Raw genomic sequence first — 23,716 nt, 5'->3', positions numbered from 1 at the left:
GAGATCGCTCAATGTCAGCCAAACCAGACCTCAAGATCGTGCTTTGTTCTCCCCGTGGCTTCTGCGCCGGGGTGGTCCGGGCGATCGACACCGTGGAACGGGCGCTCGATAAGTATGGCGCCCCCGTCTATGTTCGCCACGAGATTGTGCACAATAAATATGTCGTCGACGGGTTGAAGAAGAAGGGCGCGATCTTCGTCGAGGAACTGGCGGAGATCCCGGAAAACACCACCGCGCCGGTGGTGTTCTCGGCCCATGGCGTGCCGAAGTCGGTTCCCGCCGATGCCACGTCACGCAATCTGTTCTCGCTGGATGCGACCTGCCCGCTGGTGACCAAGGTCCACCGCGAGGCCGCGATCCACTTCAAGCGCGGCCGCGAGATATTCCTGATCGGCCACTCGCATCATCCTGAAGTCGTCGGCACACTCGGCCAGCTGCCGGTCGGCGCCGTCACCCTGATCGAGACCGCCGAGGACGCCAAGACCATCAATCCGAAGGACCCCAACAACCTGGCCTTCGTGACCCAGACGACGCTGTCGATCGACGACACCGCGGAGATCGTGGCGCTGCTGAAAGAGCGCTTCCCGAACATCAACGGCCCGCACAAGGAAGACATCTGCTACGCCACCACCAACCGCCAGCTCGCGGTGAAGAAGGTGGCGCCGGTGGTTGATGCCTTGATCGTCGTCGGCGCGCCGAACTCGTCGAACTCGCAGCGCCTGCGCGAGGTCGCCGAGCGCGAGGGCTGCAAGATCGCCGTGCTGGCGCAGCGCGCCGCCGACATCGACTGGACCAGGTTCGGCAACATCGGAAGCCTCGGCATCACCGCGGGCGCGTCGGCGCCGGAAGTGATCGTCGAGGAGATCATGGACGCGTTCGCCGAGCGCTACACGCTGCATGTGGAGACGGTCTCGGCTGCGGAAGAGAACGAGTTCTTCCCGCTGCCGCGTCAGGTGCGCCCCGAAGCTGCCGCCGAGTAGTCTTGCATGGCGGTCTACACCGACGTTGCCGCCGACGAGCTTGCGGATTTCCTGAAGCAATACGATCTCGGCGAATTGCTCTCCTACAAGGGCATCGCCGAGGGCGTCGAGAACACCAACTTCCTGCTGCACACCAGCCAAGGAAATCAGCAAGCCTCGTTCATCCTCACGCTCTACGAGAAGCGCGTGGCCAAGAACGATCTGCCGTTCTTCCTCGCGCTGATGACGCATCTGGCCGAGCATGGCGTGACGTGCCCGCTGCCGGTGAAGGCGAAAGACGGCGAGGCGCTGCACGAGTTGCAGGGACGGCCGGCCGCGATCATCACCTTTCTCGAGGGCATCTGGCCGCGCAAGCCGAACGCTGTGCATTGCGCCGGCGTCGGCGAGGGGCTGGCGAGGATGCATCTGGCCGGCGCCAATTTTGCGATCAAACGGGCCAACGCGCTGTCCGTCGCGGGCTGGCGGCCGTTGTTCGATGCTGCGGCGGATCGCGCCGACGAAGTGCAGCCCGGCCTGCGCGCGTTTCTCGAAGCCGAGCTCGACTATCTCTCGGGTGGAGTCTGGCCAACCAATCTGCCCGAGGGCGTGATCCACGCCGATCTCTTCAACGACAACGTCTTCTTCCTCGGTGACAAGCTCTCGGGCATCATCGACTTCACCTTCGCCTGCAACGACATGCTGGCCTATGACGTCGCGATCTGCCTGAACGCCTGGTGCTTCGAGCCGGATCATTCCTTCAACGTTACCAAGGCGCGCGCCTTCCTCAACGCCTATGGCCGGGTGCGAAAGCTCTCGGAGGCGGAAGAGGCCGCGCTGCCGCTGCTCGCGCGCGGCGCCGCGATCCGCTTCCTGCTGACGCGGCTGGTCGACTGGCTCAACGTCCCCCCGGGCGCGCTGGTCAAGCCGAAGGATCCTCTCGAATATGTCCGCAAGCTGCGGTTCCATCAGAGCGTTTCCAGCGTGCGGGATTATGGGCTGATGCCGTCAGGACTGGTCGCGTGAGCGAGCTTCCCAATGTCACGATCTTCACCGACGGCGCGTGCTCGGGCAATCCCGGGCCCGGCGGCTGGGGCGCGATCCTGAAGTTCGGCGAAAAGGAAAAAGAGCTGAACGGTGGCGAGCGCCACACCACCAATAACCAGATGGAATTGATGGCGGCGATCTCGGCGCTGGAAGCGCTGAAGAAGCCGTGCACGGTCGATCTCTACACCGACAGCCAATATGTCCGGCAGGGCATCACCGGCTGGATCCACGGCTGGAAGCGCAACGGCTGGCGCACCGCCGACAAGAAGCCGGTGAAGAATGTCGAGCTATGGCAGCGCCTCGATGCGGCGCTGAAAGCGCACGAGGTGCGCTGGCATTGGGTCAAGGGCCACGCCGGCCATCCGGAGAACGAGCGCGCGGATCAGCTCGCGCGGGACGGGATCGTAAAGGCGCGGTTGCAGCAGCGGTTGGCGGAGTAGGTCTTTCCACTCGTCATGGCCGGGTTGACCCGGCCATCCGCGCCTTGATGCGCACGACCAAGAACGCGGATGCCCGGGACAAGCCCGGGCATGACGTCATTCTTAAGAAGAGCCGCGGCTAAGGCTCAGAGCTGCCCCAGCAGCGTATCGCCGCCCGAGACCTCGACCTTGCCGGGCATCGCCTCGAGGTTCAGCTTCTTGACCACGCCGTCCTCGACCAGCATCGAGTAGCGCTTGGAGCGGATGCCGAGGCCGTTGCCGGAGGCGTCGAGCTCCATGCCGATCGCCTTGGCGAAATCGGCATTGCCGTCGGCGAGGAAGATCGCCTCGTCGCGCTGGTCGGTGTCGCGCTTCCAGGCGTTCATGACGAAAGCGTCGTTGACCGAGACGATCGCGATGGTGTCGACGCCCTTGTCCTTCATGGCGTAGGCATTGAGGAAGATGCTCGGCAGATGCATCTTGTGGCAGGTGCCGGTGTAGGCGCCGGGCACCGCGAACAGTGCCACCTTCTTGCCCTTGAAGATATCGTCGGTGGTCTTCACCTGCGGGCCTTCCGCCGTCATCACGCGGAATTTCGTCTCGGGCAGCTTGTCGCCAACTTGGATCGCCATCGTCAGTCTCCCTGAAAATCGGTCCCGCTTTTTAGACCGTGCGGCCGAACTGCACAATATTGCCGGCGGAAGAAGCGGACGGGCAGGCCTCCCTTCACCGTTATGTCATCAGCCGGCAAACCCGCCGCCATCGAGGAAGGCCTGTTCGTCAGCCGTGGTCTCGCGTCCGAAGACAGTGTTGCGGTGAGGGAAGCGGCCGAACCGGCGGATGATCTCGGCGTGCTCGGCAGCCGATTCCTGGGCGTCCTTATTGTCGGTCCCGCGGAACAGCGCGACGCATTGCTCCTGGTCGCCGAGGTGCTCGGAATGCATCAGCGGCATATAGAGGAATTCGAGCAGGGCAGGATCGACCCGGCCACCGGCGCCTCGATCGATGGCGCGGCGGGCAATATCGAGCGCCAGCGCGTCGCTGGAAAAAGCAGCGGGCGTGCCGCGGAACATGTTGCGGGGAAACTGGTCGAGCACAATGACCAGCGCAAGCGCGCCGTCGTCGCTGCCCTCCCAGGAGGTCAGCCGGCCGGCGGCGGCCTGCTCCCACAGGCCGAGATAGCGGCACCTGATCTCGGCATCGAAAGCCTCGTTGCGCTTGTACCAGGCGTCGCGGCCGGCCTCTCGCCAGAAGGCGAGAATGCCTGATGGCGTGATGTCGCGGACGTCAGTCATGGAGCAGAGACGGACTTACGCCGCCTGAGCCTTCTTCTCGTCGCGCAGCTCGCGGCGCAGGATCTTGCCGACATTGGTCTTGGGCAGGTCGGTGCGGAATTCGATGTGCTTGGGCACCTTGTAGCCGGTGAGCTGCTCGTGACAGAACTTGATCACGTCCTCGGCCGTGAGGTTCGGATCCTTCTTCACCACAAAGGCCTTCACCGCCTCGCCCGATTTGGCATCGGGGATGCCGATCACGGCGCATTCGAGCACGCCCGGATGGCTCGCGATCACTTCCTCGATCTCGTTCGGATAGACGTTGAAGCCGGAGACCAAGATCATGTCCTTCTTGCGGTCGACGATCTTGGTAAAACCCTTCTCGTCCATCACGCCAATGTCGCCGGTGCGGAAATAGCCGTCCGCCGTCATCACCTTGGCGGTTTCCTCCGGCCTGTTCCAGTAGCCCGACATCACTTGCGGGCCCTTGGCGCAGATCTCACCGGCCTGACCGAGCGGCAACTCATTGCCGTCGTCGTCGCGGATCGAGATCCAGGTCGAGGGCACGGGGATGCCGATCGAGCCTGAGAATTCGGTTGTGGTTGCAGGGTTGCAGGTCAGCGTCGGCGAGGTCTCCGACAGGCCGTAGCCTTCGGCGATGAAGCAGCCGGTCACGGCCTTCCACTGCTCGGCCACGGGGCGCTGCACCGCCATGCCGCCGCCGTTGGAAATCTTCAGCTTGGAGAAGTCGAGCTTCTTGAAATCGGGATGATGCATCAAGCCGTTGTAGAGCGTGTTGACGGCCGGGAAGCTGTTGACCTGATATTTCGCCAGCTCCTTGATGAAGCCTGCGATGTCGCGCGGGTTCGGGATCAGCAGATTGCAGCCGCCGGCGCGCACCGCGAGCAGGTAGCAGGCCGTCAGCGCGAAGATGTGATAGAGCGGCAGCGCGCAGACGATCATGAGCTGCTCGACATGCGGCGGCGAATTGAGCGCCGGCTGCAGCCAGGCGTCGTTCTGCAGCACGTTGGCGACGATGTTGCGGTGAAGCAGCGTGGCGCCCTTGGAGACGCCGGTGGTGCCGCCGGTATATTGCAGGAAAGCGACGTCGCCGGGCGAGAGCTTTGGCTTGTTGAAGGTCTGGCCGCGGCCGGCCGCGAGCGCGTCGTTGAACGTCACCGAGCCCGGCAGTGCGAAGGCCGGCACCATCTTCTTGACGCGGCGGACGACCAGATTGACGATCACGCCCTTGAAGCCGAGCAGATCGCCCATGCTGGCGACGATGACGTGCTTGACCTGTGTCTTCGCGATCACCTGCTCGACGGTGTGGGCAAAGTTCTCCAGCACGATGACGGCTTCGGCACCGGAATCCTTGAGCTGATGCTCGAGCTCGCGCGGCGTGTAGAGCGGGTTGACGTTGACGACGGCAAAGCCGGCGCGCAGCACGGCCGCGGTGGCAACCGGATATTGCAGCACGTTCGGCATCATGATCGCGACGCGGGCGCCGCGCTGCAGGCCGCGGCCCTGCAAATAGGCGGCGAGCGCCAGCGACATCTGGTCGAGGTCGCGATAGGTGATCGCCTTGTCCATGCAGATGAACGCCTTGCGGTCGGCGAACTTCGCAAAGCTCTCCTCCAGCAGGTCGACCAGCGATGCGTATTGCGTCGGCTCGATATCAGCGGGCACGCCGGGCGGATATTGCTTGAGCCAGATGCGCTCCATGGAAACTCCCCTCTCTTAACACCAGAGCCCGTTGTGTCCCGGGCTGCCTCATTGCCGCCAGTATCGAGCCTGCCGGTACGGCTGGCAAGCGGTCGAGGCTTAGGGCAAAGGCCGGAAAGTGGCTACTGGAATCGTCGCAAGTCGCTGCCGCAGGTGCGAAGTGCGCCCCGCAGCCTGACGGACCTGGAGCGTTAACCTAGCTGTTGTTGGGCGCGGGCTTCTTTGTCGCGGCCTTGGGCTTTGCAGATCTGGCAGCCTGATCGCCGCTCGCCGCCGGCTTGTTCGCAGCAGGCTTGTTCGCAGAAGGCTTGTTCTCAGAAGGCTTGTTCTCAGAAGGCTTGGCCGCGGCATGCTTGCTCGCGGCCGGCTTTGCAGCGCTCTTTGCATCGCTTTTCGCCGTGGCGTCGGGCTTGGCGGCCGCCGTCTTGGTGTCACTGCCGGCGTCGGGCTTCTTGGCAACGCGCGACTTCTTGCCACGCGCTTTCGGCGTGGCCTGCTGGTCCGTGTCGGCTGCGACGGCCGCGACGAGGGCCGCGCCTGTGCGAGTCGGGCCGGTATAGACCACCACGGGCTCCACAGGCTCCGCGGCCGAGGCCATCAAATCGGAGGCCTTCATCAGTGGTGGCTGGAGGCCGGCGGTGAAGAACGTGACCTTGGCTTCGCCACCGGTTAGAGAGGTCGATCCACTGCCATTGGTCGCGATCAGCGCATCGTCGTCGTCGCTGGCCGGATGCTTGCGGTGACCACCGCACATCTCCTCGCGCAGGTTCGGCGGCGAGGCATCGACCGGCACGAGGTTCTCGACGGTGCCGAGCGAGGGGCGCAGCCACGACAGATTGTCCTGGCTGAAGCCGCGCTCGAGCAGCTGCGCCGCCTTCACCGCGCGCGCAGTGCCGGAGCTGGCACCGAGCACCACCGCGATCAGACGGCGGCCGTTGCGCGTGGCTGACGCCACGAGGTTGTAGCCGGAGGCGCAGATGAAGCCGGTCTTGAAACCGTCGGCGCCGGGGTAGCGGCCGATCAGCTTGTTGAAGTTCGGCGTGATCCGCTTGCCGAAACGGATCGCGGGGATGTGCACGAAGTATTCGTATTCGGGCAGGTCGCGCAGGAACGAGCGGGCGAGAATGCCGAGGTCGCGCGCCGAGGTGACGTGTCCGTCCGCCGGCAGGCCGTTGGGATTGACGTAGTTCGTCTGCGTCATGCCGAGCTTCTTCGCGGTGTCGTTCATCATCACCGAGAAGCCGTCGATCGAGCCGCCGAGGCCTTCGGCCAGCACCACGGCCATGTCGTTCGCCGACTTGACCATCATCATCTTCAGCGCGTTGTCGACGGTGAGCTGCGTTCCCGGACGCAGGCCCATCTTCGAGGGCGACTGCGAGGCGGCCGTCGGCGACACCGTCAGCAGCGTGTCGAGTGTGATCTTGCCGTCCTTCACTGCCTTCAGCGTCACATAGGCGGTCATGATCTTGGTGACGGAGGCTGGATACCAGGGGATGGTGGCGTTATCGGCCTGCAGCACCTTGCCGGTATCGGCTTCGATCAGCAGCAGCGCTTCGGCATTCGCGAGGCGTGGCGCGAGGAGCGCAGCGACGGCGAGCGTCGCGGCGAACAGGTTGAACAGGGATTTGCGAAGCAGCGGGCGAAAGGCGTGCACTATCCGATTCCGGTCCTTGGAGAGCCGCTGGTTCCACGCGGTTCTCGTGATCTGATGTTCGGTTTTGAAATCCGGCGCCGCCGCTCGCGGCAGCGCAAACCTATACCGGCTCGTGCGTCGAGCATAGGGGCTTCGGGGCGGTATTCCGCAACGAAATAGGCTGAATTTCGACGGCGCTACGGGGACTTGCTGTGGGGACTTTTATGGGGCTTTGACGGCAGCCGAAGCGGCCTCCGCGGCACTCGCGCTGTTCCGTGTGGCCTGTGCTTGTTCCTGCACCATGAACTGGGCCCGGGCGAGCTCGGCGAAATGGCCGCCTTTGGCGACGAGTTCATCGAAAGTTCCGCTTTCGATCACCCGCCCGTTCTCGAACACCAGGATCCGTGTCGCATTACGGATGGTGGAGAGGCGGTGGGCGATCACGAACGTGGTGCGGCCCTTCATCACTTCGTCGAGAGCAGCGTTGACCTTGGCCTCGGTCACGGCATCGAGCGCGCTGGTCGCCTCGTCCAGGATCAGGATCGGCGGGTCCTTCAGCAGTGCACGCGCGATCGACAGCCGCTGCCGCTCGCCGCCTGACAGCATGCGGCCGCGCTCACCGGCATTGGTCGCAAAGCCGCCGCTGCGCTCGATGAATTCGAGCGCCTGCGCGCGCTCCGCCGCCTTGCGCATCTCCGCTTCGGTCGCGTCGGGCTTGCCGACGCGCAAGTTCTCCTCGATCGAGCGGTTGAACAGCAGCGCTTCCTGGAACACGACGCCGATGTTCCGCCTCAGCGATGTCAGCGTGACGCCGCGCACGTCCATGCCGTCGATCCTGATGAAGCCGGATTGCGGATCGAAGGCACGGTGCAGCAGCGCGATCGCGGTCGACTTGCCGGCACCGGTCGGGCCGACCAGCGCGATGGTCTGGCCCGGCAGCGCAGTGAAGGAGAGATCCTCGACCGCCGGCCGCTTGCCGTCATAGGAGAAGGTGACGTCGTTGAACTCGACGAGGCCGGAGAGCCTTCCGGCATCGATCGCATCTGGCCGGTCGTGAACGGCCGGCACGGCATCGAGCACATTGAAGAACTCGCGCAGGCGCGGCGCTTCCATGAACACGTTGTTGATGAAGCTCACCACCTGTTCGAGCTTCTGGATCAGCAGGGTGGCGAAGCTGACGAACATCACGATCTCGCCGACCGAGGTCAGGCCCTGGTCATGCAGCGCGATGCCGAGCGTGAAGATCGCGAGCACGGTGATGGTGGTCGAGGCGCGCGTGATCACGGTGACGAGCGCCCACCACGACAGCACCGGCATTTGCGCCGCGAGCAGCTCGTCGGCGACCGAGCGCAGTCCCTTGACCTCGGATTCGACGCGCACGAAGCTCTGCACCAGCGCGACGTTGCCGAGCGCGTCGGAGGCACGTGCGGAGAGCTCGCTGTAATGCTCCTCGACCGCCATCTGCATGCCGAACGTCCTGCGCACGACGAAGGTCGTCAGCGCGGTGAAGACGATGCAGAGTACGAATAAGAGGATCGCAAGCCGCCAGTTCAGATAGAGCGACAGCGGCAGCAGCACCACGACGGAGAGGATCGCGGCAAAATGCTCGCGGAAGAAGCCGAGCCAGAGCCGCCACAGCGCATCCGTGCCGTTGAGCATCACCTTCATCAGCCGGCCCGAATGGGTCCCGGAGTGGAAGGTCAATGGCAGCTGCAGGATGTGTTCAAAATAGCTGGTCAGCACCGCCTGGCGCTGGCGATGGGAGAGCCGGTCGGCTTGCAAGGCCACGAGCGCGCTGCAGGCGATGGTGAACAGGCCGAACGCGGCCCACGCCAGCAGGAACGGCCAGGCCGAGCTCGAGCCTGCGACCGTCTTGCCGGAGAGCACGTCGACGATCCGCCCGAACAGCACCGGCTCGGCGAATTGCGAGCCGGCCAGCAGCAGATTGGCGAATGCCAGCAGCCAGCCCAGCCGCGCCTCCTTGCCGAGCAGCTCGAGAACACGGGTGTAGAGACGGAAAATGGACATGAGGCAGGCGCTGACCCAGGCAGGCGGTATGACCTTGAGATGACATTCTAAACAGGGATCGCCCGCGAGATACAGCGGAAGCTTTTGCCATCCGCTCGATCTCTCGCCGACGGCACTGAGCCGCGGCGTGCCTGATGTGCCTGCGTCACCCAACCTGAACGGGAGATGAGCGGCGGTTGCGTCACGATCACGCAAGGCTGTTCAGCTTGTGTTGGGGTTGGGGAACCCAACATGGGATGCGGGTGTTTGAAAGACACGAGCCTGTATCGAGGCGCCAGTGCAGGTCCCAAGGAGGGTCCAGGACATGTTTGACCGATTTTCAAAGTTTGCCGGCCGCAAGGCCGTTCTCGCCACTGCCGCGGTGCTGGCGCTGACCAGCGTCGCCCCTACCGCTTCGTTCGCCGGCGGCCGTCATTGGCATGGCGGTGGCGGCGCGGCCTTCGCCGGTGCGGCGATTGCCGGCGCCATCGGTACCGGGCTTGCGATCGCCGCGACCCGCGACGCCTACGCCTATGATTCGGGTCCGGGCTACTACTACGACAGCGGCCCGGCCTACTACAGCGGACCCGGCTATGGTCCCTATTATTACGACTCGGGCTACCAGGAGCGCTATGGCGGCTACACCAAGGTCTGCGCCCACGGCTATTCCGGCTACGCTTGCGAATAACCAATCGCTCCATGCCATCGATCAACAGGCCGTCGCGCTTGTCGCGCCGGCCTGTTTTTCGCTTTTATTGTCGCGCGTTAACGCGCTCTCCATTGGTTTAGAGTAGTTTTTACGACATGAGTGATTCGCTTGAGCGGCTGTATTTGGCTGTGCTCGCGGCCAGGGATCTTGATCCGGCAACATCGCGCACCGCGCGCCTGTTTCAGCGCGGCCCCTCCAAGATGGCGAAGAAGCTGGCTGAAGAGGCCATCGAGGTCGTGATCGATGCGGTCAACGGCGACGCCAAGGCCGTGGTCCGCGAAAGCGCCGATCTGCTCTACAATCTCACCGTGCTCTGGGCGTCCGCAGGCGTCCGCCCCGAAGACGTCTGGCGCGAGATGTCGCGGCGGGAGGACATGCTCGGCATTGCCGAAAAGCTGCCGAAGTCGGCGATGAAGCTGCCCAAAGTCGCCTCACCTCGCATCTCCGCGAGGCGGCCAATTGCCGCGCTCGAAGGGCGCGGAGCGCGAAAAAGGCACTAAAGCGCGATGAAGCTCATCGCGCTTTAGGTTGTTGTTTGAGCGTGATCTTTTCGGAAAACCGCCTACACTTTGCGCTAAGGCGGCCCTTCGGGTCCGGATCACGCTAACCGTCACAAAACTCGCGATGGACAAATCCGTCCCATGGTGCTTCATCGCGGCGCCATGCTGAAACGTATCTACGACTGGTGCATCGACGCCGCCCACAAGCCCTATGCGCTCTGGATCATGGGTGCCGTGGCTTTCGCAGAAAGCTCCTTCTTTCCCGTCCCCCCGGACGTGATGCTGATCCCGATGTCACTGGCGCGCCCGCAGCGCGCCTGGGTCTATGCCGCGATCTGCACCGCGACCTCGGTGCTGGGCGGACTGCTCGGCTATGCCATCGGCGCGCTGCTGTTTGACTCGGTCGGACATTGGCTGATCCAGGTCTATGGCCTCGGCGACAAGGTCGACGCTTTCCGCGCCTCCTATGCCGAGTGGGGCGCGGTGATCATCCTGCTCAAGGGCCTGACGCCGATCCCCTACAAGCTCGTCACCATCACCTCGGGCTTTGCCGGCTACAATCTCGCTCTTTTCGTCCTGTGCTCGATCGTCGCGCGCGGTGGACGCTTTTTCATCGTGGCGATCCTGCTCAACCGCTATGGCGACTGGATCCGCGAGCGGATCGAGCGGCATCTCGGCCTGTGGGTCGCGCTCGGCGCCGCCGTGCTGGTGCTCGGCTTTGTTGTGGCGATCAAGCTGATCTAACCCCGCGCTTTGCCACCGCGCCGGCTTCGGCTACGGTTGACCTCATGATGGTTCGATCCGGCAATCCGGCCGTATGGCTCGGGACGCTGATGTCAGCAGTGCTGCTCATGGTCAGCGCCGGCGGGATCGGCTGGGCGCAATCGGCGCCGCAATCGCTCGGCTTGCAGGAGCAGGGGCCTCAGGCCGCTCCGCCGCCCGCACCCTCAGCGCCGCAGGCGCCAGCGGAAAATCCCGGGCTGATCAACGAAATGGGCAAGCTGTTCGACAAGCTGCCCTCGATCCTGCCGCCGATCAAAAGCCCTAGCGAGACCATGAACGACCTGTCGCGGTTGGCGACGCCGTCCAGCATGGTCTCCGGGCGCGCGGCTTGCCCGGCCTCGTCGAACGGTGCGCCCGACTGCAAGCTCGCGGCCAACCAGCTCTGCCAGAGCAAGGGCTACAAGGAAGGCAAGAGCCTCAACACCGATTCCGCCGAGAAGTGCTCGGCCAAGGTGCTCATTCCGGGCAGGCAACGCAAACCTGACGATTGCCGCACCGATACCGTCGTCACCAGCGCGCTGTGCCAGAACTAGGGACGTCGCGCGAGCAGCAAGGAGCGCCCATGAGCCGCACGGAGCAGGACTTCCTCGGACAGCGTGAGATCGCCGACGACATCTATTACGGCGTCCAGACCATCCGGGGGAAGGAGAACTTCCACATCACCGGCATTCCGATGAACCAGGAGCCTTACTTCGTGAAGGCGCTGGGCTACGTCAAGAAGGCCGCGGCGATGGCCAACCGCGACCTCGGCGCAATCGACGCCAAGGTCGCCGATGCCATCATCCTCGGCTGCGACCGCGTCATCGCCGGCGACATGATGGATCAGTTCGTCACCGATTTCATCCAGGGCGGCGCCGGCACCTCGACCAACATGAACGCCAACGAGGTGATCGCCAACCTCGCGCTGGAATCGCTCGGCTTCCACAAGGGCGACTACCAGCACGTCAGCCCGAACGACCACGTCAATTATGGCCAGTCCACCAACGACACCTATCCGACCGCGTTTCGCCTCGCGCTGATCCTTCGCCTCGAGAGCTACATGACGGCGCTACGCCAGCTCCAGGAGGCCTTCTTCGCAAAAGGCCGCGAATTCGACCGCGTGCTGAAGATGGGCCGCACGCATCTGCAGGACGCGGTGCCGATGTCGCTCGGCGCCGAGTTCAAGGGATGGGGCACCACCATCGGCGAGGAGGTCGACCGCATTTCGGAAGCGCGCGCGCTGCTGCGCGAGATCAATCTTGGCGCCACCGCGATCGGCACCTCCGTCACTGCGGCGGTCGGTTATCCCAAGCTCGCGGTCCGGCATTTGAGCGCACTGACCGGCGTCGATTTCATCCTCGCCGGCGACCTCGTCGAGGCGACCTCGGACACCGGCGCCTATGTGCAGCTCTCCGGCGTGCTCAAGCGCACCGCGAGCAAGCTGACGAAAATCTGCAACGACATTCGCCTGCTCGCCTCGGGCCCGCGCGCCGGCTTCAACGAGATCAACCTGCCGCAATTGCAGCCGGGCTCCTCGATCATGCCGGGCAAGGTCAATCCCGTCATCCCCGAGGTCGTCAACCAGACCAGCTTCCTCGTCATCGGCCTCGACATGACCGTCACGCTGGCAGCAAGCGCCGGTCAGCTCCAGCTCAACGTGATGGAGCCGGTGATATCGTTCGCGCTGTTCTTCTCGATCCGCACCATGGAGCGCGCCGTCAACAGCCTGCGCGAGAACTGCATTGTCGGCATCACCGCCAACGAGGAGCACACCCGCAACATGGTGCTGAACTCGCTCGGCATCGTCACCGTGCTGAAGCCGTTGCTCGGCTACAAGCAATGCGCCGAGATCGCGCGCGAGGGCTACAAGAGCGGCAAGTCGCTGCACCAGATCGTGGTGGTCGAGCGCAAGCTGCTGACGCAGGAGAAATGGGACGAGATGTTCTCGTTCGAGCGGCTGATCAATCCGGATTTGCTTGGGTAGGCGGTCGCTGTCATTCCGGGGCGACGCGTAGCGTCGAGCCCGGAATCCATCGCGCGTCAGCGCCCGCGGCCAAATGGATTCCGGGCTCGCGCTTCGCGCGCCCCGGAATGACGGAGCAGGAATTCCGCGCGTTGGAATTGCCGTAGTGGCACCCGCCACGGCGTCACAACGCAATACTTGACAGTGGAAAGATTGCCTTGTTGGTATGGTCCCAACCTCTCATGCGCCTGCCAGCAAAGGATCGCTCCGCAATGTCCATGCCTGCTCTGTTCAAGGGACGCCTGTCGATCCCCGTGATCGGTTCGCCGCTCTTCATCATCTCGGTGCCCGACCTCGTGATCGCACAGTGCAAGGCGGGCGTGGTGGGCTCGTTCCCGGCGCTGAATGCGCGGCCGCCGGAGCTGCTCGACGAATGGCTGGCGCGGATCACCGAGGAGCTCGCGGCCTATGACCGCGCCCATCCCGACAAGCCGTCGGCGCCGTTCGCGGTCAACCAGATCGTGCACAAGTCGAACAACCGGCTCGATCACGACATGCAACTCTGCGCCAAGTACAAGGTGCCGATGATCATTTCCTCGCTCGGCGCGCGCGAGGAGCTGAACCAGGCCGTGCACGGCTGGGGCGGCATCGTCTTCCACGACGTGATCAACCAGAAATTCGCTCACAAGGCGATCGAGAAGGGCGCCGACGGCCTGATCCTGGTTGCGGCCGGCGCCGGCGGCCATGCCGGCACCATCTCGCCGCTGGCCTTCGTCGCCGAGACCCGCAAATGGTTCGACGGCCCGATCGCGCTGTCGGGCGCCATCGGCAACGGCAAGGCGATTCGCGCCGCGCGCATCCTCGGTGCCGACTTTGCCTATATCGGCTCGGCCTTCATCGCGACCAAGGAAGCCAACGCGGTCGAGAAGTACAAGGAGATGATCGCGGGCTCGACGGCCGACGACATCGTCTATTCCAACCTCTTCACCGGCGTGCACGGCAACTACCTGAAGCCGTCGATCCTCGCCGCCGGCATGGATCCTGAAAACCTGCCGACGTCGGATCCGTCCAAGATGAATTTCGGCACCGACGCCTCCGGCGAGCGCGCCAAGCCGAAGGCCTGGAAAGAGATCTGGGGCTCCGGCCAGGGCATCGGCAGCGTGGACGGCATCGTGCCTGCCGCCGAGATGATCGCGCGCTTCAAGAAGGAATACGAGGAAGCGATCGATCCGCCGCTGTGATGGCGCTGGCGATGAGTGCCATCTATCGCGTCGACGGCAACAGCGTCGTCACCAGTCCGAATGCTGCCGGCCCCTGGGACCGGCGGATGCAGCACGGCTCGGCGCCGTCATCGCTGGTGACGTGGGCGGCGGAGCGGATTCCGACGCCCGTGCCGATGAACGTCGCGCGGGTCACCATTGACTTGATGCGGCCGGTGCCGGTCGCGCCGCTCACCATCGAAACCGAAGTGCTGCGCGAGGGCCGCAAGATCCAGCTCTGCGAGATCAAGCTGTTCGCCGACGATGTGCAGGTCGTCGGCGCCACCGTGCTCAAGATCAAGCAGCAGTCGCAGCCACTGCCCGACGATGTGAAGGATCTGCCTGTTACCCTGCCGTCGCCCGAGGACTCGCTGGTCGAGGACGGGCACGGTGCGACAAGTCCGTTCGCTGGCATGGTCTCGATGCGCGCCGCGCGGGGCCGCTTCGGGCAGGCCGGCGCCGGCGCGATCTGGTTTCGCCTCGATCACCCGCTGGTCGAAGGCGAGGCGGTCTCGCAGACGATGCGCGCGGTGGTCGCCGCCGATTTCTCCAACGGTACCGCCTCGACGCTCGACTTCCGCAGCTGGACCTACATCAATGCAGACCTCACGGTGAGCCTGGCGCGCCAACCGGTCGGCGACTGGATCTTGCTGGACGGTGAATCCTGGATCGGCCCTGACGGCGCGGGCCTTGCGATGTCGCGGCTCGCGGATCGGCAGGGTTATTTCGGTCGCGCTGTGCAGAGCCTAGTGATCGAGAAGCGGTGAGGGTGACGGCCGTGCCGCGATCGCTCCTGGAGCCGATTGAACGGCAGGCTTCCGCCGCCGCGGAAGGGATGCTCGGCATCCTGCCAGTTCACAGTCCGTAGAAGATCTTGATCTCCCACAGCACCACGATGATAGCCGTGATCAACGTGACCGCGGCGACTGCACTTTCCAGGGAAGCGACTCTCATGTCCCACTCCGCTTCCCAGCCCCATCAGCGGTCTAGTTGATTCCCTGATTCGCGGGCAATCGCGCAAGCCGCGCGGGCACACACTCCGTGGCGCGTTGTGGTGTCGCGGCCACAACGACACCGTAAAATCCCGGGCAAATGCGCTCAAAACTCCCGGTGTTTCGCGCGATGCGTGTAGTCCGAACCCGTCGCTGCAATCAGGGAGATTATCCCACCATCCGGTCCCGCCCGCTCCAGAAGCCGGCGCGCAGCACCTTCTTGTCGACCTTGCCGACGCCGGTCATCGGCAGCTGCTTGACGAACTGGATCTGCTTGGGCGCATGCGCCGAGCCTTTTCGGGTCCGTACCATGTTGATCAGTTCGTCCGGATCGGGTCTGGTGCCCTCGCGCGGCACGACGATGGCGGTGACGGCCTCGCCCCATTTCTCGTCGGGGATTCCGACGACCGCGACCATCGCGACATCGGCATGTTGCGACAGCACGTCCTCGACCTCGCGCGGAAAGATGTTGAAGCCGCCGGTGACGATCATGTCCTTCTTGCGGTCGAGGATGAACATGTAGCCACGCTCGTCCTGGCGCGCGATGTCCCCGGTGTGGACCCAGCCGTTCTTCAATGTCTCGGCGGTGATGTCAGGCCGCTTCCAGTACTCCGCCATCACATGCGGCGCACGCACGCAGATCTCGCCGGCCTCGCCTGTCTTCACCTCCTGGTCGTTGTCGTCGAGAATCTTGACCTCGCACGCCGCGATCGGGAAGCCGCAGGACAGGAACAGCTCGGGCGTTTTGGGATCGTGATCCTTCTTGCGCAACACTGACACCGGATAGCATTCGGTCTGGCCGTAGAGCTGAGAGAACACCGGGCCGATGCGCTCGATGCCTTCGACAAGCCGGCTGGGCGACATTGCCGAGGCGCCATAGAGCACGAGCTCGAGCGATGAAAGATCGGTCTTATCAAGCGCGGGATGATCGAGCAGCACATAGATCATGGTCGGCACGAACAGCGTGAAATTGATGCGCTCGAGCGCGATCGTCGCCAGCACCGCCTCGGGATCAAAGCCCTTCAGCATGTGCACCGTGCCGCCACGCATCAGCGTCGGCAGCACTTTTGTGCCGGCGACATGGCTGATCGGCGCCACCGTGAGATAGCGCGCTGCGTCGGGGATCTCGAAATCGGCGAGGATCGCACCGGCAGCTCCGGCGTTTTCGCGGTGGTAGCGCAGCGCGCCCTTGGACTTGCCTGTCGTGCCGCCGGTGTAATTCAGTGTGGAGAGATCATCGAGGCCAGCGAGGCACTGCGCGCCGGCATGTCCGGCGCTCTCGATCGCCGCCAGCAGATCGACGCCGTAGTCGGCCCGCCCCATCGTGAAGACGGCCTTGAGCAAAGCCGCCTTCGCTGCGAGCTCGCCGCCGCGATCGCGGAACGCAGCCACATCGACGACCAGCACCTCGGCCTCGGAATCCTCGAGCTGAAAAAGCTGATCCGTCTCCGATCCCAGCGGATGCAGCCAGGTGATGCAGCATCGCGACAATTGCGCGGCGACGCCGGCGCACCAGGTGTCGGCGCGGTTGGCGGTGAGGAACGCGACGCGCGCACCCGGCTGCAGGCCAAGCCGCATGAATACGCCCTGGATGCGTCCGATCAGATCGAGTGTGCCCTGATAGCTCAGCGATCCCCCGGGCCATGCGAAAGCCGTGCGGCCGGGATAGCGCGCCAGCGCCCGTAGCGTCTGCGCACAAGTCGGGGACGATGCGTGGAGCGGATCGGACATATGTTTCCTCGCTGCTTTGTCATCGGCTTCTCGCGTGCCAATGTTGCTGACGAGGCTAGCACAGAGAATGCGGGATGGAACGAGGAGGCGAGAGAGTGACGTCCGATCGACTGCAAGTTTTTCGCGATCGTCTCGGCCTGCCGCTGATCGCCGCGCCGATGTTCCTGGTGTCGGGCGTCGAGCTGATGGTCGCGGCTTGTCGTAACGGCGTCATCGGCAGCTTCCCCACCGTGAATTGCCGCAATCCGGAACAGCTCGATGCATGGTTCGCCGAGATCGCAACACGTCTACGCCAGCACGAAGATCAAACTGGCCGCAGGGCCGCGCCGCTCTGTCCGAACCTGATCGTGCATCGCTCCAACGCGCGGCTGGAGCAGGATCTCGCCGTGCTGCTCAAGCACAAGCCCGAGATCGTCATCACGTCGGTCGGCTCGCCCGCGCCCGTGTTGAAGCCGCTACATGATGCAGGCAGCCTGGTGCTGGCGGACGTCGCCTCGATCCGCCACGCCGAGCGCGCGGCAGAAGCAGGCGCAGATGGGCTGGTGCTGCTGACCGCGGGCGCCGGCGGACAAACCGGCTGGCTCAATCCGTTTGCCTTCGTCCGCGCAGTGCGCGCGTTCTACGACGGCATCATCGTGCTGGCCGGCGGCATCAGCGATGGCCGCGCGCTGCGTGCGGCCGAAGTGCTCGGCTGCGATCTCGGCTACATGGGCACGAAATTCATCGCGACGCGCGAGAGCATGGCGGACGAGCGCCACAAGCAGATGCTGGTCGAGAGCAGCGCCGACGACATCCTGCTCACCACCGCCTTCACCGGATTGCAGACCAGCATGCTGAAGCCGTCGATCGTCGCCGCCGGGCTCGACCCCAATGACCTGCCGGCGCGCGGCGCCATCGACATCGGCAAGGACATCGACGTCAGCGCGCGCGAGAACCGGCCGAAGCGCTGGCGCGATATCTGGAGCGGCGGGCACTCGACGTCGGGAGTCACTGACGTGATGGCGGTCAATGACCTCGTCGCGCGAACGGTCGCCGAATACCGCGAGGTGACGTCGCGGTAGCCTCCTGCGCCGCCCAGCACGGTTAATCCCGCATGGCTCCGCACGCCCGCATTTAACGGCAGATTAACCATCGCCCGCCAAGAATCCCTCACGGCCGCCAATCAGGACGAGAGGGACAGGCAATGGATTTCGATTTTCTCAACAGCAAGACCGCAGCTACGCTGGACGAGATCCGCGTCCGCGTCGCCCATGCTCTGGCCCGTCACCCGCTCTGCCGCAATGTCCGCTTCGACATCGTCCGCGTTCCCCGTACCCGCCGGGGCGGCAACTGGACGGTGACGCTGCAATCGGTCGAGCCGCGTGCGGTCTGGGAGGCCTCCGAGATCGTCGCCGACATTCAGGACGCCTACGATCTGGGCATAGCGGCCTGATTTCGCTCGGTTTTCTGCCTCCGTCGTCATAGGCAAGGCGATTGTCGCCTGAAAGGCACACTCAAGCCTTAATTCGTGCCCTTTTGCCGGGCATCTCTAACAACATCGTGAAGCGGTCCTTCCGGAGACAAGTTTGTCCAGAGCCATCACCATCACCGTGCTGACCTGTATCCTCGTCCTCGGTGCCGCCACCACCGCCATCCTCGGCCGCGACAGCGTGCCCAGTGTCAGTGCCGAGATGATCACCCAGGCCCCGCCCAAGCCTCTCGCTGCCAACCGTGCCGCCAAGGCCGATCGGCTGGTTCCGACCCTGGCGCTGGCCTCGGCCGCGATTGATCCGGTCCAGGTTCCCGCCGACAGGCTGTCGCAGGCACCGGTGCTCACAGAGCCCCTGCGCCAGGCTTTTGCCTCGGCCACGCCGTCCGATTTCCCGATGCCGAAAGCGAGCGTGAACGAGGCGCCCGCTGCTCCCGAGACATCAGCCGCGATCGAGGCTCCGTCGAAGCCGAAGCCGGTTGCGAAGCCGCAGCCGCAAAAGACCTACTCTCTGCTCTCCGACGTGCAGATCGCCGGCATCCGGGATCGTCTGAAACTGTCGTCGTCGCAGGAATATTACTGGCCCTCCGTCGAGAGCGCGCTGCGCAGCGTCGTCAAGAAGATTTCGGCCAACAAGCTCTCCAATCCCAATGGGCCGAACGTGCAGATCGATCCGAATTGCGACGAGGTTCAGCAGCTGAAATCGGCCGCGATGCCGCTGCTGTTCCAACTGCGTGACGACCAGAAGGAAGAAGTGCGCAAGCTCGCCCGCATCATCGGGCTGGAGAAGGTCGCGCAGCAGATCTAACGTCGTTCCCTCCTGGGGAACCACGTCTTTCAGGAACATCCGGCAATCCCACCGCGTTGCTCGCTCCAAACAGGGAGTGGGCCAATGCGCACGTCGACAGCTTATTTCGTCGGTGCCGGATCGATCGTTGCTGCCATTGCAATTGGCCTTGGCGGCGGCATCGTTGCCGGCAACATCATGAATCCAATCGCGCCCAAGCAAGGGCCCGATACCAGCAGGGTGGCGCAACGCACCGAGGCCAATGCGCCGGCCATGACGAACGCGCCCTCGGAGCGCGTGCAATACCTCACGGGCTCGCAGGTATTCGGTACGATGGTTGCTGCGCCAGCTCAGGCCGAAGCCAAGCCGGACGCGAAGCCCAATGCGCCGACCACTGAGGCCAAAGCTGAACCGCCGGCGCCGCCGCCTGCGCAGACCGCAGCCGTCGAGCAGCCCAAGCCCGCGCCTTCGTCTCGGCCGGAGACGAAGTCCAACGAGCAGCAGGCCTCGACAGAACCGGCATCATCTCCCGAGAACGCCTATGCCAAGGCGAGGGATTCCGACGTCAGGCGTGCCGCATCCGAGCGGCGCCGTGCAGAGCGCCACGAGCGCTGGGCGGAGCGTCGCCGCTATGAACAGCGCGATGCGCGTGGTGGGCGCGACCAGACCAATTGGGATGATGTCGCGCGCAGCGTCCGCCAGGATTCCGACACGCGTGATTTTGCCGGTCGGCCGCGCGGCGGCTTCCCGCAGATCCGGCTGTTCGGTGACGATGACGACTAGCATTTGATGCCGCGCACACGAATGTGAGCGGCATGCGATGCTTTCCCTCAGTATTGAGACGGCGGCCGAAGGCCGCCTGCGCAAGGCGAGCAGGAAGAAATGTCAGCCGCCGTGCGACTCCACCACCTTGCGGCAGCCGTCCGAAAGCTTTGTCTTGTTCTCACGCAGGCAGGCATTCATCTCCGGCGGCTTGCCGATGTGCTCGGCGCAGAACTTGCTGGCATCGCCGCGGCACGCGATCTGTTCCTGCGGCGTGGGGCCGGATTGCGCCACGGCTGGCAGGACAGCGGCGGTGAGCAGCAGCGCGGCAAGAATTGAAGTCTTCATAAAGCACCTCTTTGCAATTGCGGTGGTTCGCTGGGATCGAGCGCGGCGGACCATCTCGCGGAGATCCATGGCCGGTCCATGCCATGTTCATGGCATCGGCTCGCAGGCTTGCCTGCTGCACCCCCATCTTCATGGCATGTCTTGGTGATCAGTCTTTTGCCATTGAGGCTGCACGTCGGCCGCAAGATCAGGTGATTGCACCGGGGCGCCGAACGGGAAGCAGGAGAGCAAGAATGTCGAAAAGAGTGGGAGCGCTGAGCGCCGGGCTGACGGTGATGATGCTGGCGGGTGCGGCGATGGTCTCGCTGGGTACGAGCCCGGCGCAGGCGGTGGTCTATTGCAAGACGGTCGGCGTGCCCAAGGGCTGCGTGGTACGGCCGGACGCGGCGGTGGTGGTTGCACCGGCCGCACCGGTCGCGGCTGCAGCCGTGGTGACGCCCGGCGTGGGCGCCCCCGGTGTCGGTGTCCGTGCCGGCACGCCGATGAATCGTGGCGGCCCGGTCAATCGCGTCGGCGTGCGTTGATGACTTTGCTGGATTGAGTTGATTGCATTCTTTCGGGCCAAGGGAGCCCGCTGCAAGCGAGCCCGCGAGCGAACCCCCCGTCCTTCGCAAGCCAAGATCCCGGCCCGATCCCTCTCCCCGCACGTCCCATGCGCCCGGGGAGGGGGCTTTTCAGCCGCCGGCCGCATCGCTGTCGGGAAAGATCTGCGGCAATTGCAGCCGTACGCGTGTGCCCGATCCATCCGAGCTCAGGTCGAGCACCGCGCCGCAACGTCTCGCGCGGCTTCTCATGTTGTGCACGCCGCGCGCGGTCTGGCCCCCACCCGCAGCTTCGCCGTCGTCACCACGCGCAAAGCCGCGGCCATCGTCCGCGACGCTGATCACGCCGTATGGTCCCTGGCCGTCGTTTCGTGTCTCGACGGTCACGGTGATGCGGCGCGCGGCCGCGTGCTTGACCGCGTTGGTCACGGCCTCGTCCAGGATGCGCACGATCTGGATGACATGCCAGGGCCGCAGTTCCGGGTGCAGCGGCAGGCCCTGCGGCGTTGCCACGCGCCAGTCGAGTGCGATGTCATGCGGCCGCAGCTGCATCGCCGCGCGCTCGCGCCACGAACCGAGCGCGAGCATGAGATCGCCGCCGATGTCGTCCATGGAATCGATGACGAGACGCAAATCCCTCAGCGCGGCGCGCGCGGCGTCCGTGATGGTCGCGCCCTCGTGCCCGCGCTCGGAGAGTGCGACGATGCTGATGAGCTGGCCGCCGAGGCCGTCATGCAGGTCGCGCATCAGCCGCGTGCGCTCGTTGGCCAGCGCTGCGGCCCGTGCGCGCGCCTCCTCGCGGACAAAGCTTGCTTTCAGCCGTTCCTCCGCCTCGCGCACGCGCGCGACGAGCTGGCCGGCAAAGCTGTCGACCTGATTCAGCGCCCGAGCGAAGCGCCAGGTCAGGCCGGCGCCGATCGCAATCAGCAGCGCCGAGTAGGACAGCCGCGATACGAAGGTGCGTTCGTTGGGCATGATCTCGAACACCGACAGCATGTCGTGGGCCCAGCAGGTCAGCACGATGGTCGCCGCACAGCCGAGCGCGAGGCTGACGACGTCCTGACGTTGGAGCGCGGCGTAGGCTGCGATGCCGGCCATCAGGACCAGACAGAATCCGACCGTGGGGATACCTAGAAGCATGAAGAGAATGCGCGGCAGTGGCGGACCGGCGATGAGACCGCCTGCGATCACGATGAGTCCGGGCACGAACAGCAACACGCCATAGCGCGGCCAGCGCCAGCCGAGGAACAGCACCGCCGACGCCACGATCAGTGCGCTCTCGATCGGCGCGGAGGAGAGCAGCACGCCGACAAGCCTGGACGAGTCGGCCGGCGGCACCGGCGGCGTGATGAAAGCCTGCACGACGCCGAGCACCATCGCCACCGCGAGCACGCCATAGACAGGCTCGTGTCGCCGCATCAGCCACATGATGGCGAGGATGACGGCGAGGATCGACTGCCAGGCGGAGAACACCACGGGCAGCGTGACGAACAGCAGCGTGCGGGTCTCGAAGGCCGGGCGCAAGGCGGCGTCCGGGCCGACATAGACGGTGTCGAGGAAGCCGCGTAGCGGTCCCCACACGAACAGCCGCACGGAAATGTCGTTGCTGCCCTCGTGCAGCAGCGAAGCCGGGATCACCGCGATCTCGGGCGTGTTGCGGTCGGGCCGGTTGGCCGTGGGATCGCGCCGGGAGTCCAGGATCGCGACGCCGTTGATCGCGACCTCGACGCCGTTGCTGAAGCGCGGCAGGAACACCGACCAGGTCGCGTCAGCGCCGTCGTCCCTGAACACGAATCTGCCCGAATAGAGCGGCGGATCGGTGAGCGAATAGCGCGACGCGGTGAATTCAGGCAGCGTCACGGGCCGCGTCGTGCCGGCTTCGCGCAGTGAGAACTCGCTCACGGCAAAATTATCGGGGTCGCGCGGCTCGAAGAGCCGCAGCCCCAGGATGATGGCGATCACGATCAGCGCCTGGAGCAACAGATATGCCGCCATGCGCGCGAGCTGAAGCGCGTGCCTGGGCACTGCTGTCTTCGCGGCAATCTCGCTCACAGCTTGATCAGGCCCTGCTGCACCGCCTCGAACACCGCTTCGCTGCGCGTGTGCACCTCGAGCTTGCGATAGATGTTCTTGATGTGACCGGGCACGGTCTGCCTGGACAGACCGAGGTGGCTGGCGATCTCGGCGTAGCTAAATCCCTTGGCGATGCCCCAGAGGATGTCGATCTCGCGCGGTGTCAGCTTTGCGGTGTTGAGCACCGGCCCCGGCGGTGGCTCGGCCGAATTCTGCGTTCGCCGCACGATGAAGCGCGCGATCGAGGCTGAGATCGGCGAATGCCCGGCGACCAGATCGCGCACGGTGGTCGCGATGTCGGTCGGGAAGGCGTCCTTGAGCAGATAGCCGGTGGCGCCAACGGTGATGGCGGAGATGACGCTTTCCTCGTCGCCCAGCGCCGAGATCACCATGATCTCGGTATTGGGAAAACGCTGCCTGGTCTCGCGGATCAGCTCGACGCCGTGGCCGTCGGGCAGCCGCAGATCGGTCAGCAGCACGCGGGGCGCGCCGCTCGCAAGCGCGCTGCGGGCTTCGCCCAGCGTGCCGGCCGTGTGCACCTCGTAGCCGGCCTTCGCCAGCGCGTCCTGAAGGCGCCAGCAGGTCGGTGCGTCGTCTTCGACGAGGAGGATGGTGATGACCTCACCGGTCTCGTCCTGGTCCGTCATGGTCATGGTCCCGGCCGCGTGTCCCCCGCGGCGTGTGCAGCCAGTCTAGCCGCGGCCATACCGGCGCGACACCCATAATCATGGGGGCGAGGCCATGCGTTGAGAGCCCAACGGC

24 protein-coding genes are annotated in these 23,716 nt (G+C 64.8%); 15 read left to right on the top strand and 9 right to left on the bottom strand.

Features of this window, described 5'->3' with window-relative positions:
- Positions 1-11 precede the first annotated feature (11 nt).
- Genes ispH through rnhA form a run of 3 tightly spaced genes read left to right on the top strand, consistent with a single transcriptional unit; the run spans position 12 to position 2,443 of the window.
- The gene (gene ispH, locus L6637_RS18500) at positions 12-980 is read left to right on the top strand and encodes a 4-hydroxy-3-methylbut-2-enyl diphosphate reductase (protein ID WP_237863205.1); all 969 of its coding nucleotides are present in this window, start codon (positions 12-14) and stop codon (positions 978-980) included.
- Between the two features lie 6 nt (positions 981-986).
- Complete coding sequence (locus L6637_RS18495) at positions 987-1,982, top strand: homoserine kinase (protein ID WP_237863204.1); 996 nt, start codon at positions 987-989, stop codon at positions 1,980-1,982.
- A complete protein-coding gene (rnhA, locus tag L6637_RS18490; protein WP_237863203.1) occupies positions 1,979-2,443 on the top strand; it encodes a ribonuclease HI in 465 nt (154 codons plus the stop codon). The genes L6637_RS18495 and rnhA overlap by 4 nt, the downstream gene beginning before the upstream one ends.
- A gap of 125 nt (positions 2,444-2,568) precedes the next feature.
- On the opposite strand, the gene L6637_RS18485 is transcribed toward rnhA, so the two are convergent.
- From L6637_RS18485 to L6637_RS18465, 5 genes are all read right to left on the bottom strand, one after another.
- Entirely contained in the window at positions 2,569-3,054 is a 486-nt protein-coding gene (locus tag L6637_RS18485) for a peroxiredoxin (protein ID WP_128949648.1), read from the bottom strand.
- Positions 3,055-3,162: 108 nt separating this feature from the next.
- Positions 3,163-3,717: a DUF924 family protein gene (locus L6637_RS18480; RefSeq protein ID WP_237863202.1), complete on the bottom strand. Its 555-nt coding sequence runs from the start codon at positions 3,715-3,717 to the stop codon at positions 3,163-3,165.
- A 15-nt stretch (positions 3,718-3,732) separates the two neighbouring features.
- Positions 3,733-5,418 carry a long-chain fatty acid--CoA ligase gene (locus tag L6637_RS18475; protein WP_237863201.1) on the bottom strand — a complete coding sequence of 562 codons (1,686 nt, stop codon included), beginning with the start codon at positions 5,416-5,418 and terminating at the stop codon, positions 3,733-3,735.
- 196 nt (positions 5,419-5,614) lie between these two features.
- Positions 5,615-7,072: a D-alanyl-D-alanine carboxypeptidase family protein gene (locus tag L6637_RS18470; protein ID WP_237863200.1), complete on the bottom strand. Its 1,458-nt coding sequence runs from the start codon at positions 7,070-7,072 to the stop codon at positions 5,615-5,617.
- A gap of 201 nt (positions 7,073-7,273) precedes the next feature.
- Positions 7,274-9,079: a glucan ABC transporter ATP-binding protein/ permease gene (locus L6637_RS18465; protein WP_237863199.1), complete on the bottom strand. Its 1,806-nt coding sequence runs from the start codon at positions 9,077-9,079 to the stop codon at positions 7,274-7,276.
- Positions 9,080-9,383: 304 nt separating this feature from the next.
- Here L6637_RS18465 and L6637_RS18460 point away from each other — a divergent pair, with 304 nt between their 5' ends.
- From L6637_RS18460 to L6637_RS18430, 7 genes are all read left to right on the top strand, one after another.
- Positions 9,384-9,746, top strand: coding sequence for a hypothetical protein (locus L6637_RS18460; RefSeq protein ID WP_237863198.1), 363 nt, complete (start codon positions 9,384-9,386; stop codon positions 9,744-9,746).
- A gap of 116 nt (positions 9,747-9,862) precedes the next feature.
- Positions 9,863-10,267 (top strand): phosphoribosyl-ATP diphosphatase, encoded by a 405-nt coding sequence (gene hisE, locus L6637_RS18455; RefSeq protein WP_237863197.1) that lies wholly within the window; start codon positions 9,863-9,865, stop codon positions 10,265-10,267.
- A gap of 141 nt (positions 10,268-10,408) precedes the next feature.
- Positions 10,409-11,011 (top strand): YqaA family protein, encoded by a 603-nt coding sequence (locus L6637_RS18450; protein WP_237863196.1) that lies wholly within the window; start codon positions 10,409-10,411, stop codon positions 11,009-11,011.
- A 44-nt stretch (positions 11,012-11,055) separates the two neighbouring features.
- Positions 11,056-11,583: a hypothetical protein gene (locus L6637_RS18445; protein ID WP_237863195.1), complete on the top strand. Its 528-nt coding sequence runs from the start codon at positions 11,056-11,058 to the stop codon at positions 11,581-11,583.
- Between the two features lie 29 nt (positions 11,584-11,612).
- Positions 11,613-13,013, top strand: coding sequence for an aspartate ammonia-lyase (locus L6637_RS18440; protein ID WP_237863194.1), 1,401 nt, complete (start codon positions 11,613-11,615; stop codon positions 13,011-13,013).
- Positions 13,014-13,264: 251 nt separating this feature from the next.
- Positions 13,265-14,233 carry an NAD(P)H-dependent flavin oxidoreductase gene (locus L6637_RS18435; RefSeq protein ID WP_237863193.1) on the top strand — a complete coding sequence of 323 codons (969 nt, stop codon included), beginning with the start codon at positions 13,265-13,267 and terminating at the stop codon, positions 14,231-14,233.
- 11 nt (positions 14,234-14,244) lie between these two features.
- A complete protein-coding gene (locus L6637_RS18430) occupies positions 14,245-15,018 on the top strand; it encodes a thioesterase family protein (protein ID WP_237863192.1) in 774 nt (257 codons plus the stop codon).
- Between the two features lie 393 nt (positions 15,019-15,411).
- Here the strand turns inward: L6637_RS18430 and L6637_RS18425 are convergent, their stop codons facing one another.
- On the bottom strand, positions 15,412-16,974 hold the full coding sequence (locus tag L6637_RS18425; RefSeq protein WP_237863191.1) for an AMP-binding protein: 1,563 nt from the start codon (positions 16,972-16,974) through the stop codon (positions 15,412-15,414).
- A 95-nt stretch (positions 16,975-17,069) separates the two neighbouring features.
- Here L6637_RS18425 and L6637_RS18420 point away from each other — a divergent pair, with 95 nt between their 5' ends.
- The 4 genes from L6637_RS18420 to L6637_RS18405 all read left to right on the top strand — a co-directional run bounded on the left by L6637_RS18420 (position 17,070) and on the right by L6637_RS18405 (position 20,012).
- Positions 17,070-18,035 (top strand): NAD(P)H-dependent flavin oxidoreductase, encoded by a 966-nt coding sequence (locus L6637_RS18420; protein ID WP_237863190.1) that lies wholly within the window; start codon positions 17,070-17,072, stop codon positions 18,033-18,035.
- Positions 18,036-18,157: 122 nt separating this feature from the next.
- Entirely contained in the window at positions 18,158-18,406 is a 249-nt protein-coding gene (locus tag L6637_RS18415; protein WP_237863189.1) for a hypothetical protein, read from the top strand.
- Between the two features lie 133 nt (positions 18,407-18,539).
- The gene (locus L6637_RS18410) at positions 18,540-19,250 is read left to right on the top strand and encodes a hypothetical protein (RefSeq protein WP_237863188.1); all 711 of its coding nucleotides are present in this window, start codon (positions 18,540-18,542) and stop codon (positions 19,248-19,250) included.
- Between the two features lie 84 nt (positions 19,251-19,334).
- Positions 19,335-20,012, top strand: a complete 678-nt coding sequence (locus tag L6637_RS18405) for a hypothetical protein (RefSeq protein WP_237863187.1) — start codon at positions 19,335-19,337, stop codon at positions 20,010-20,012.
- Between the two features lie 102 nt (positions 20,013-20,114).
- Here the strand turns inward: L6637_RS18405 and L6637_RS18400 are convergent, their stop codons facing one another.
- Entirely contained in the window at positions 20,115-20,339 is a 225-nt protein-coding gene (locus L6637_RS18400) for a hypothetical protein (protein ID WP_237863186.1), read from the bottom strand.
- A 233-nt stretch (positions 20,340-20,572) separates the two neighbouring features.
- Here L6637_RS18400 and L6637_RS18395 point away from each other — a divergent pair, with 233 nt between their 5' ends.
- Positions 20,573-20,863, top strand: a complete 291-nt coding sequence (locus L6637_RS18395; RefSeq protein WP_237863185.1) for a hypothetical protein — start codon at positions 20,573-20,575, stop codon at positions 20,861-20,863.
- Between the two features lie 150 nt (positions 20,864-21,013).
- Here L6637_RS18395 and L6637_RS18390 read toward each other — a convergent pair whose 3' ends face one another.
- A complete protein-coding gene (locus tag L6637_RS18390) occupies positions 21,014-22,933 on the bottom strand; it encodes a sensor histidine kinase (RefSeq protein ID WP_237863184.1) in 1,920 nt (639 codons plus the stop codon).
- Positions 22,930-23,601, bottom strand: coding sequence for a response regulator transcription factor (locus tag L6637_RS18385; RefSeq protein WP_237863354.1), 672 nt, complete (start codon positions 23,599-23,601; stop codon positions 22,930-22,932). Before L6637_RS18385 ends, L6637_RS18390 begins: the two co-directional genes overlap by 4 nt.
- Between the last annotated feature and the right edge of the window lie 115 nt (positions 23,602-23,716).

This window comes from Bradyrhizobium zhengyangense (genome assembly GCF_022012435.1).
GTDB classification, from domain to species: domain Bacteria; phylum Pseudomonadota; class Alphaproteobacteria; order Rhizobiales; family Xanthobacteraceae; genus Bradyrhizobium; species Bradyrhizobium zhengyangense.
Note: the sequence above shows the minus strand (reverse complement) of the source record. Positions and strands in the feature narration are given on the sequence as shown.

Bases quoted from the DNA above. Each gene is read 5' to 3' on its own strand.
- hisE (WP_237863197.1), top strand. From the start codon at position 9,863: ATGAGTGATTCGCTTGAGCGGCTGTATTTGGCTGTGCTCGCGGCCAGG.
- L6637_RS18475 (WP_237863201.1), bottom strand. From the start codon at position 5,418: ATGGAGCGCATCTGGCTCAAGCAATATCCGCCCGGCGTGCCCGCTGAT.
- L6637_RS18495 (WP_237863204.1), top strand. From the start codon at position 987: ATGGCGGTCTACACCGACGTTGCCGCCGACGAGCTTGCGGATTTCCTG.
- L6637_RS18485 (WP_128949648.1), bottom strand. From the start codon at position 3,054: ATGGCGATCCAAGTTGGCGACAAGCTGCCCGAGACGAAATTCCGCGTG.
- L6637_RS18445 (WP_237863195.1), top strand. From the start codon at position 11,056: ATGATGGTTCGATCCGGCAATCCGGCCGTATGGCTCGGGACGCTGATG.
- L6637_RS18450 (WP_237863196.1), top strand. From the start codon at position 10,409: ATGGTGCTTCATCGCGGCGCCATGCTGAAACGTATCTACGACTGGTGC.
- L6637_RS18465 (WP_237863199.1), bottom strand. From the start codon at position 9,079: ATGTCCATTTTCCGTCTCTACACCCGTGTTCTCGAGCTGCTCGGCAAG.
- L6637_RS18430 (WP_237863192.1), top strand. From the start codon at position 14,245: ATGAGTGCCATCTATCGCGTCGACGGCAACAGCGTCGTCACCAGTCCG.
- L6637_RS18480 (WP_237863202.1), bottom strand. From the start codon at position 3,717: ATGACTGACGTCCGCGACATCACGCCATCAGGCATTCTCGCCTTCTGG.
- L6637_RS18460 (WP_237863198.1), top strand. From the start codon at position 9,384: ATGTTTGACCGATTTTCAAAGTTTGCCGGCCGCAAGGCCGTTCTCGCC.
- L6637_RS18405 (WP_237863187.1), top strand. From the start codon at position 19,335: ATGCGCACGTCGACAGCTTATTTCGTCGGTGCCGGATCGATCGTTGCT.
- L6637_RS18395 (WP_237863185.1), top strand. From the start codon at position 20,573: ATGTCGAAAAGAGTGGGAGCGCTGAGCGCCGGGCTGACGGTGATGATG.
- ispH (WP_237863205.1), top strand. From the start codon at position 12: ATGTCAGCCAAACCAGACCTCAAGATCGTGCTTTGTTCTCCCCGTGGC.
- L6637_RS18435 (WP_237863193.1), top strand. From the start codon at position 13,265: ATGTCCATGCCTGCTCTGTTCAAGGGACGCCTGTCGATCCCCGTGATC.
- L6637_RS18415 (WP_237863189.1), top strand. From the start codon at position 18,158: ATGGATTTCGATTTTCTCAACAGCAAGACCGCAGCTACGCTGGACGAG.
- L6637_RS18440 (WP_237863194.1), top strand. From the start codon at position 11,613: ATGAGCCGCACGGAGCAGGACTTCCTCGGACAGCGTGAGATCGCCGAC.
- L6637_RS18385 (WP_237863354.1), bottom strand. From the start codon at position 23,601: ATGACGGACCAGGACGAGACCGGTGAGGTCATCACCATCCTCCTCGTC.
- L6637_RS18400 (WP_237863186.1), bottom strand. From the start codon at position 20,339: ATGAAGACTTCAATTCTTGCCGCGCTGCTGCTCACCGCCGCTGTCCTG.
- L6637_RS18425 (WP_237863191.1), bottom strand. From the start codon at position 16,974: ATGTCCGATCCGCTCCACGCATCGTCCCCGACTTGTGCGCAGACGCTA.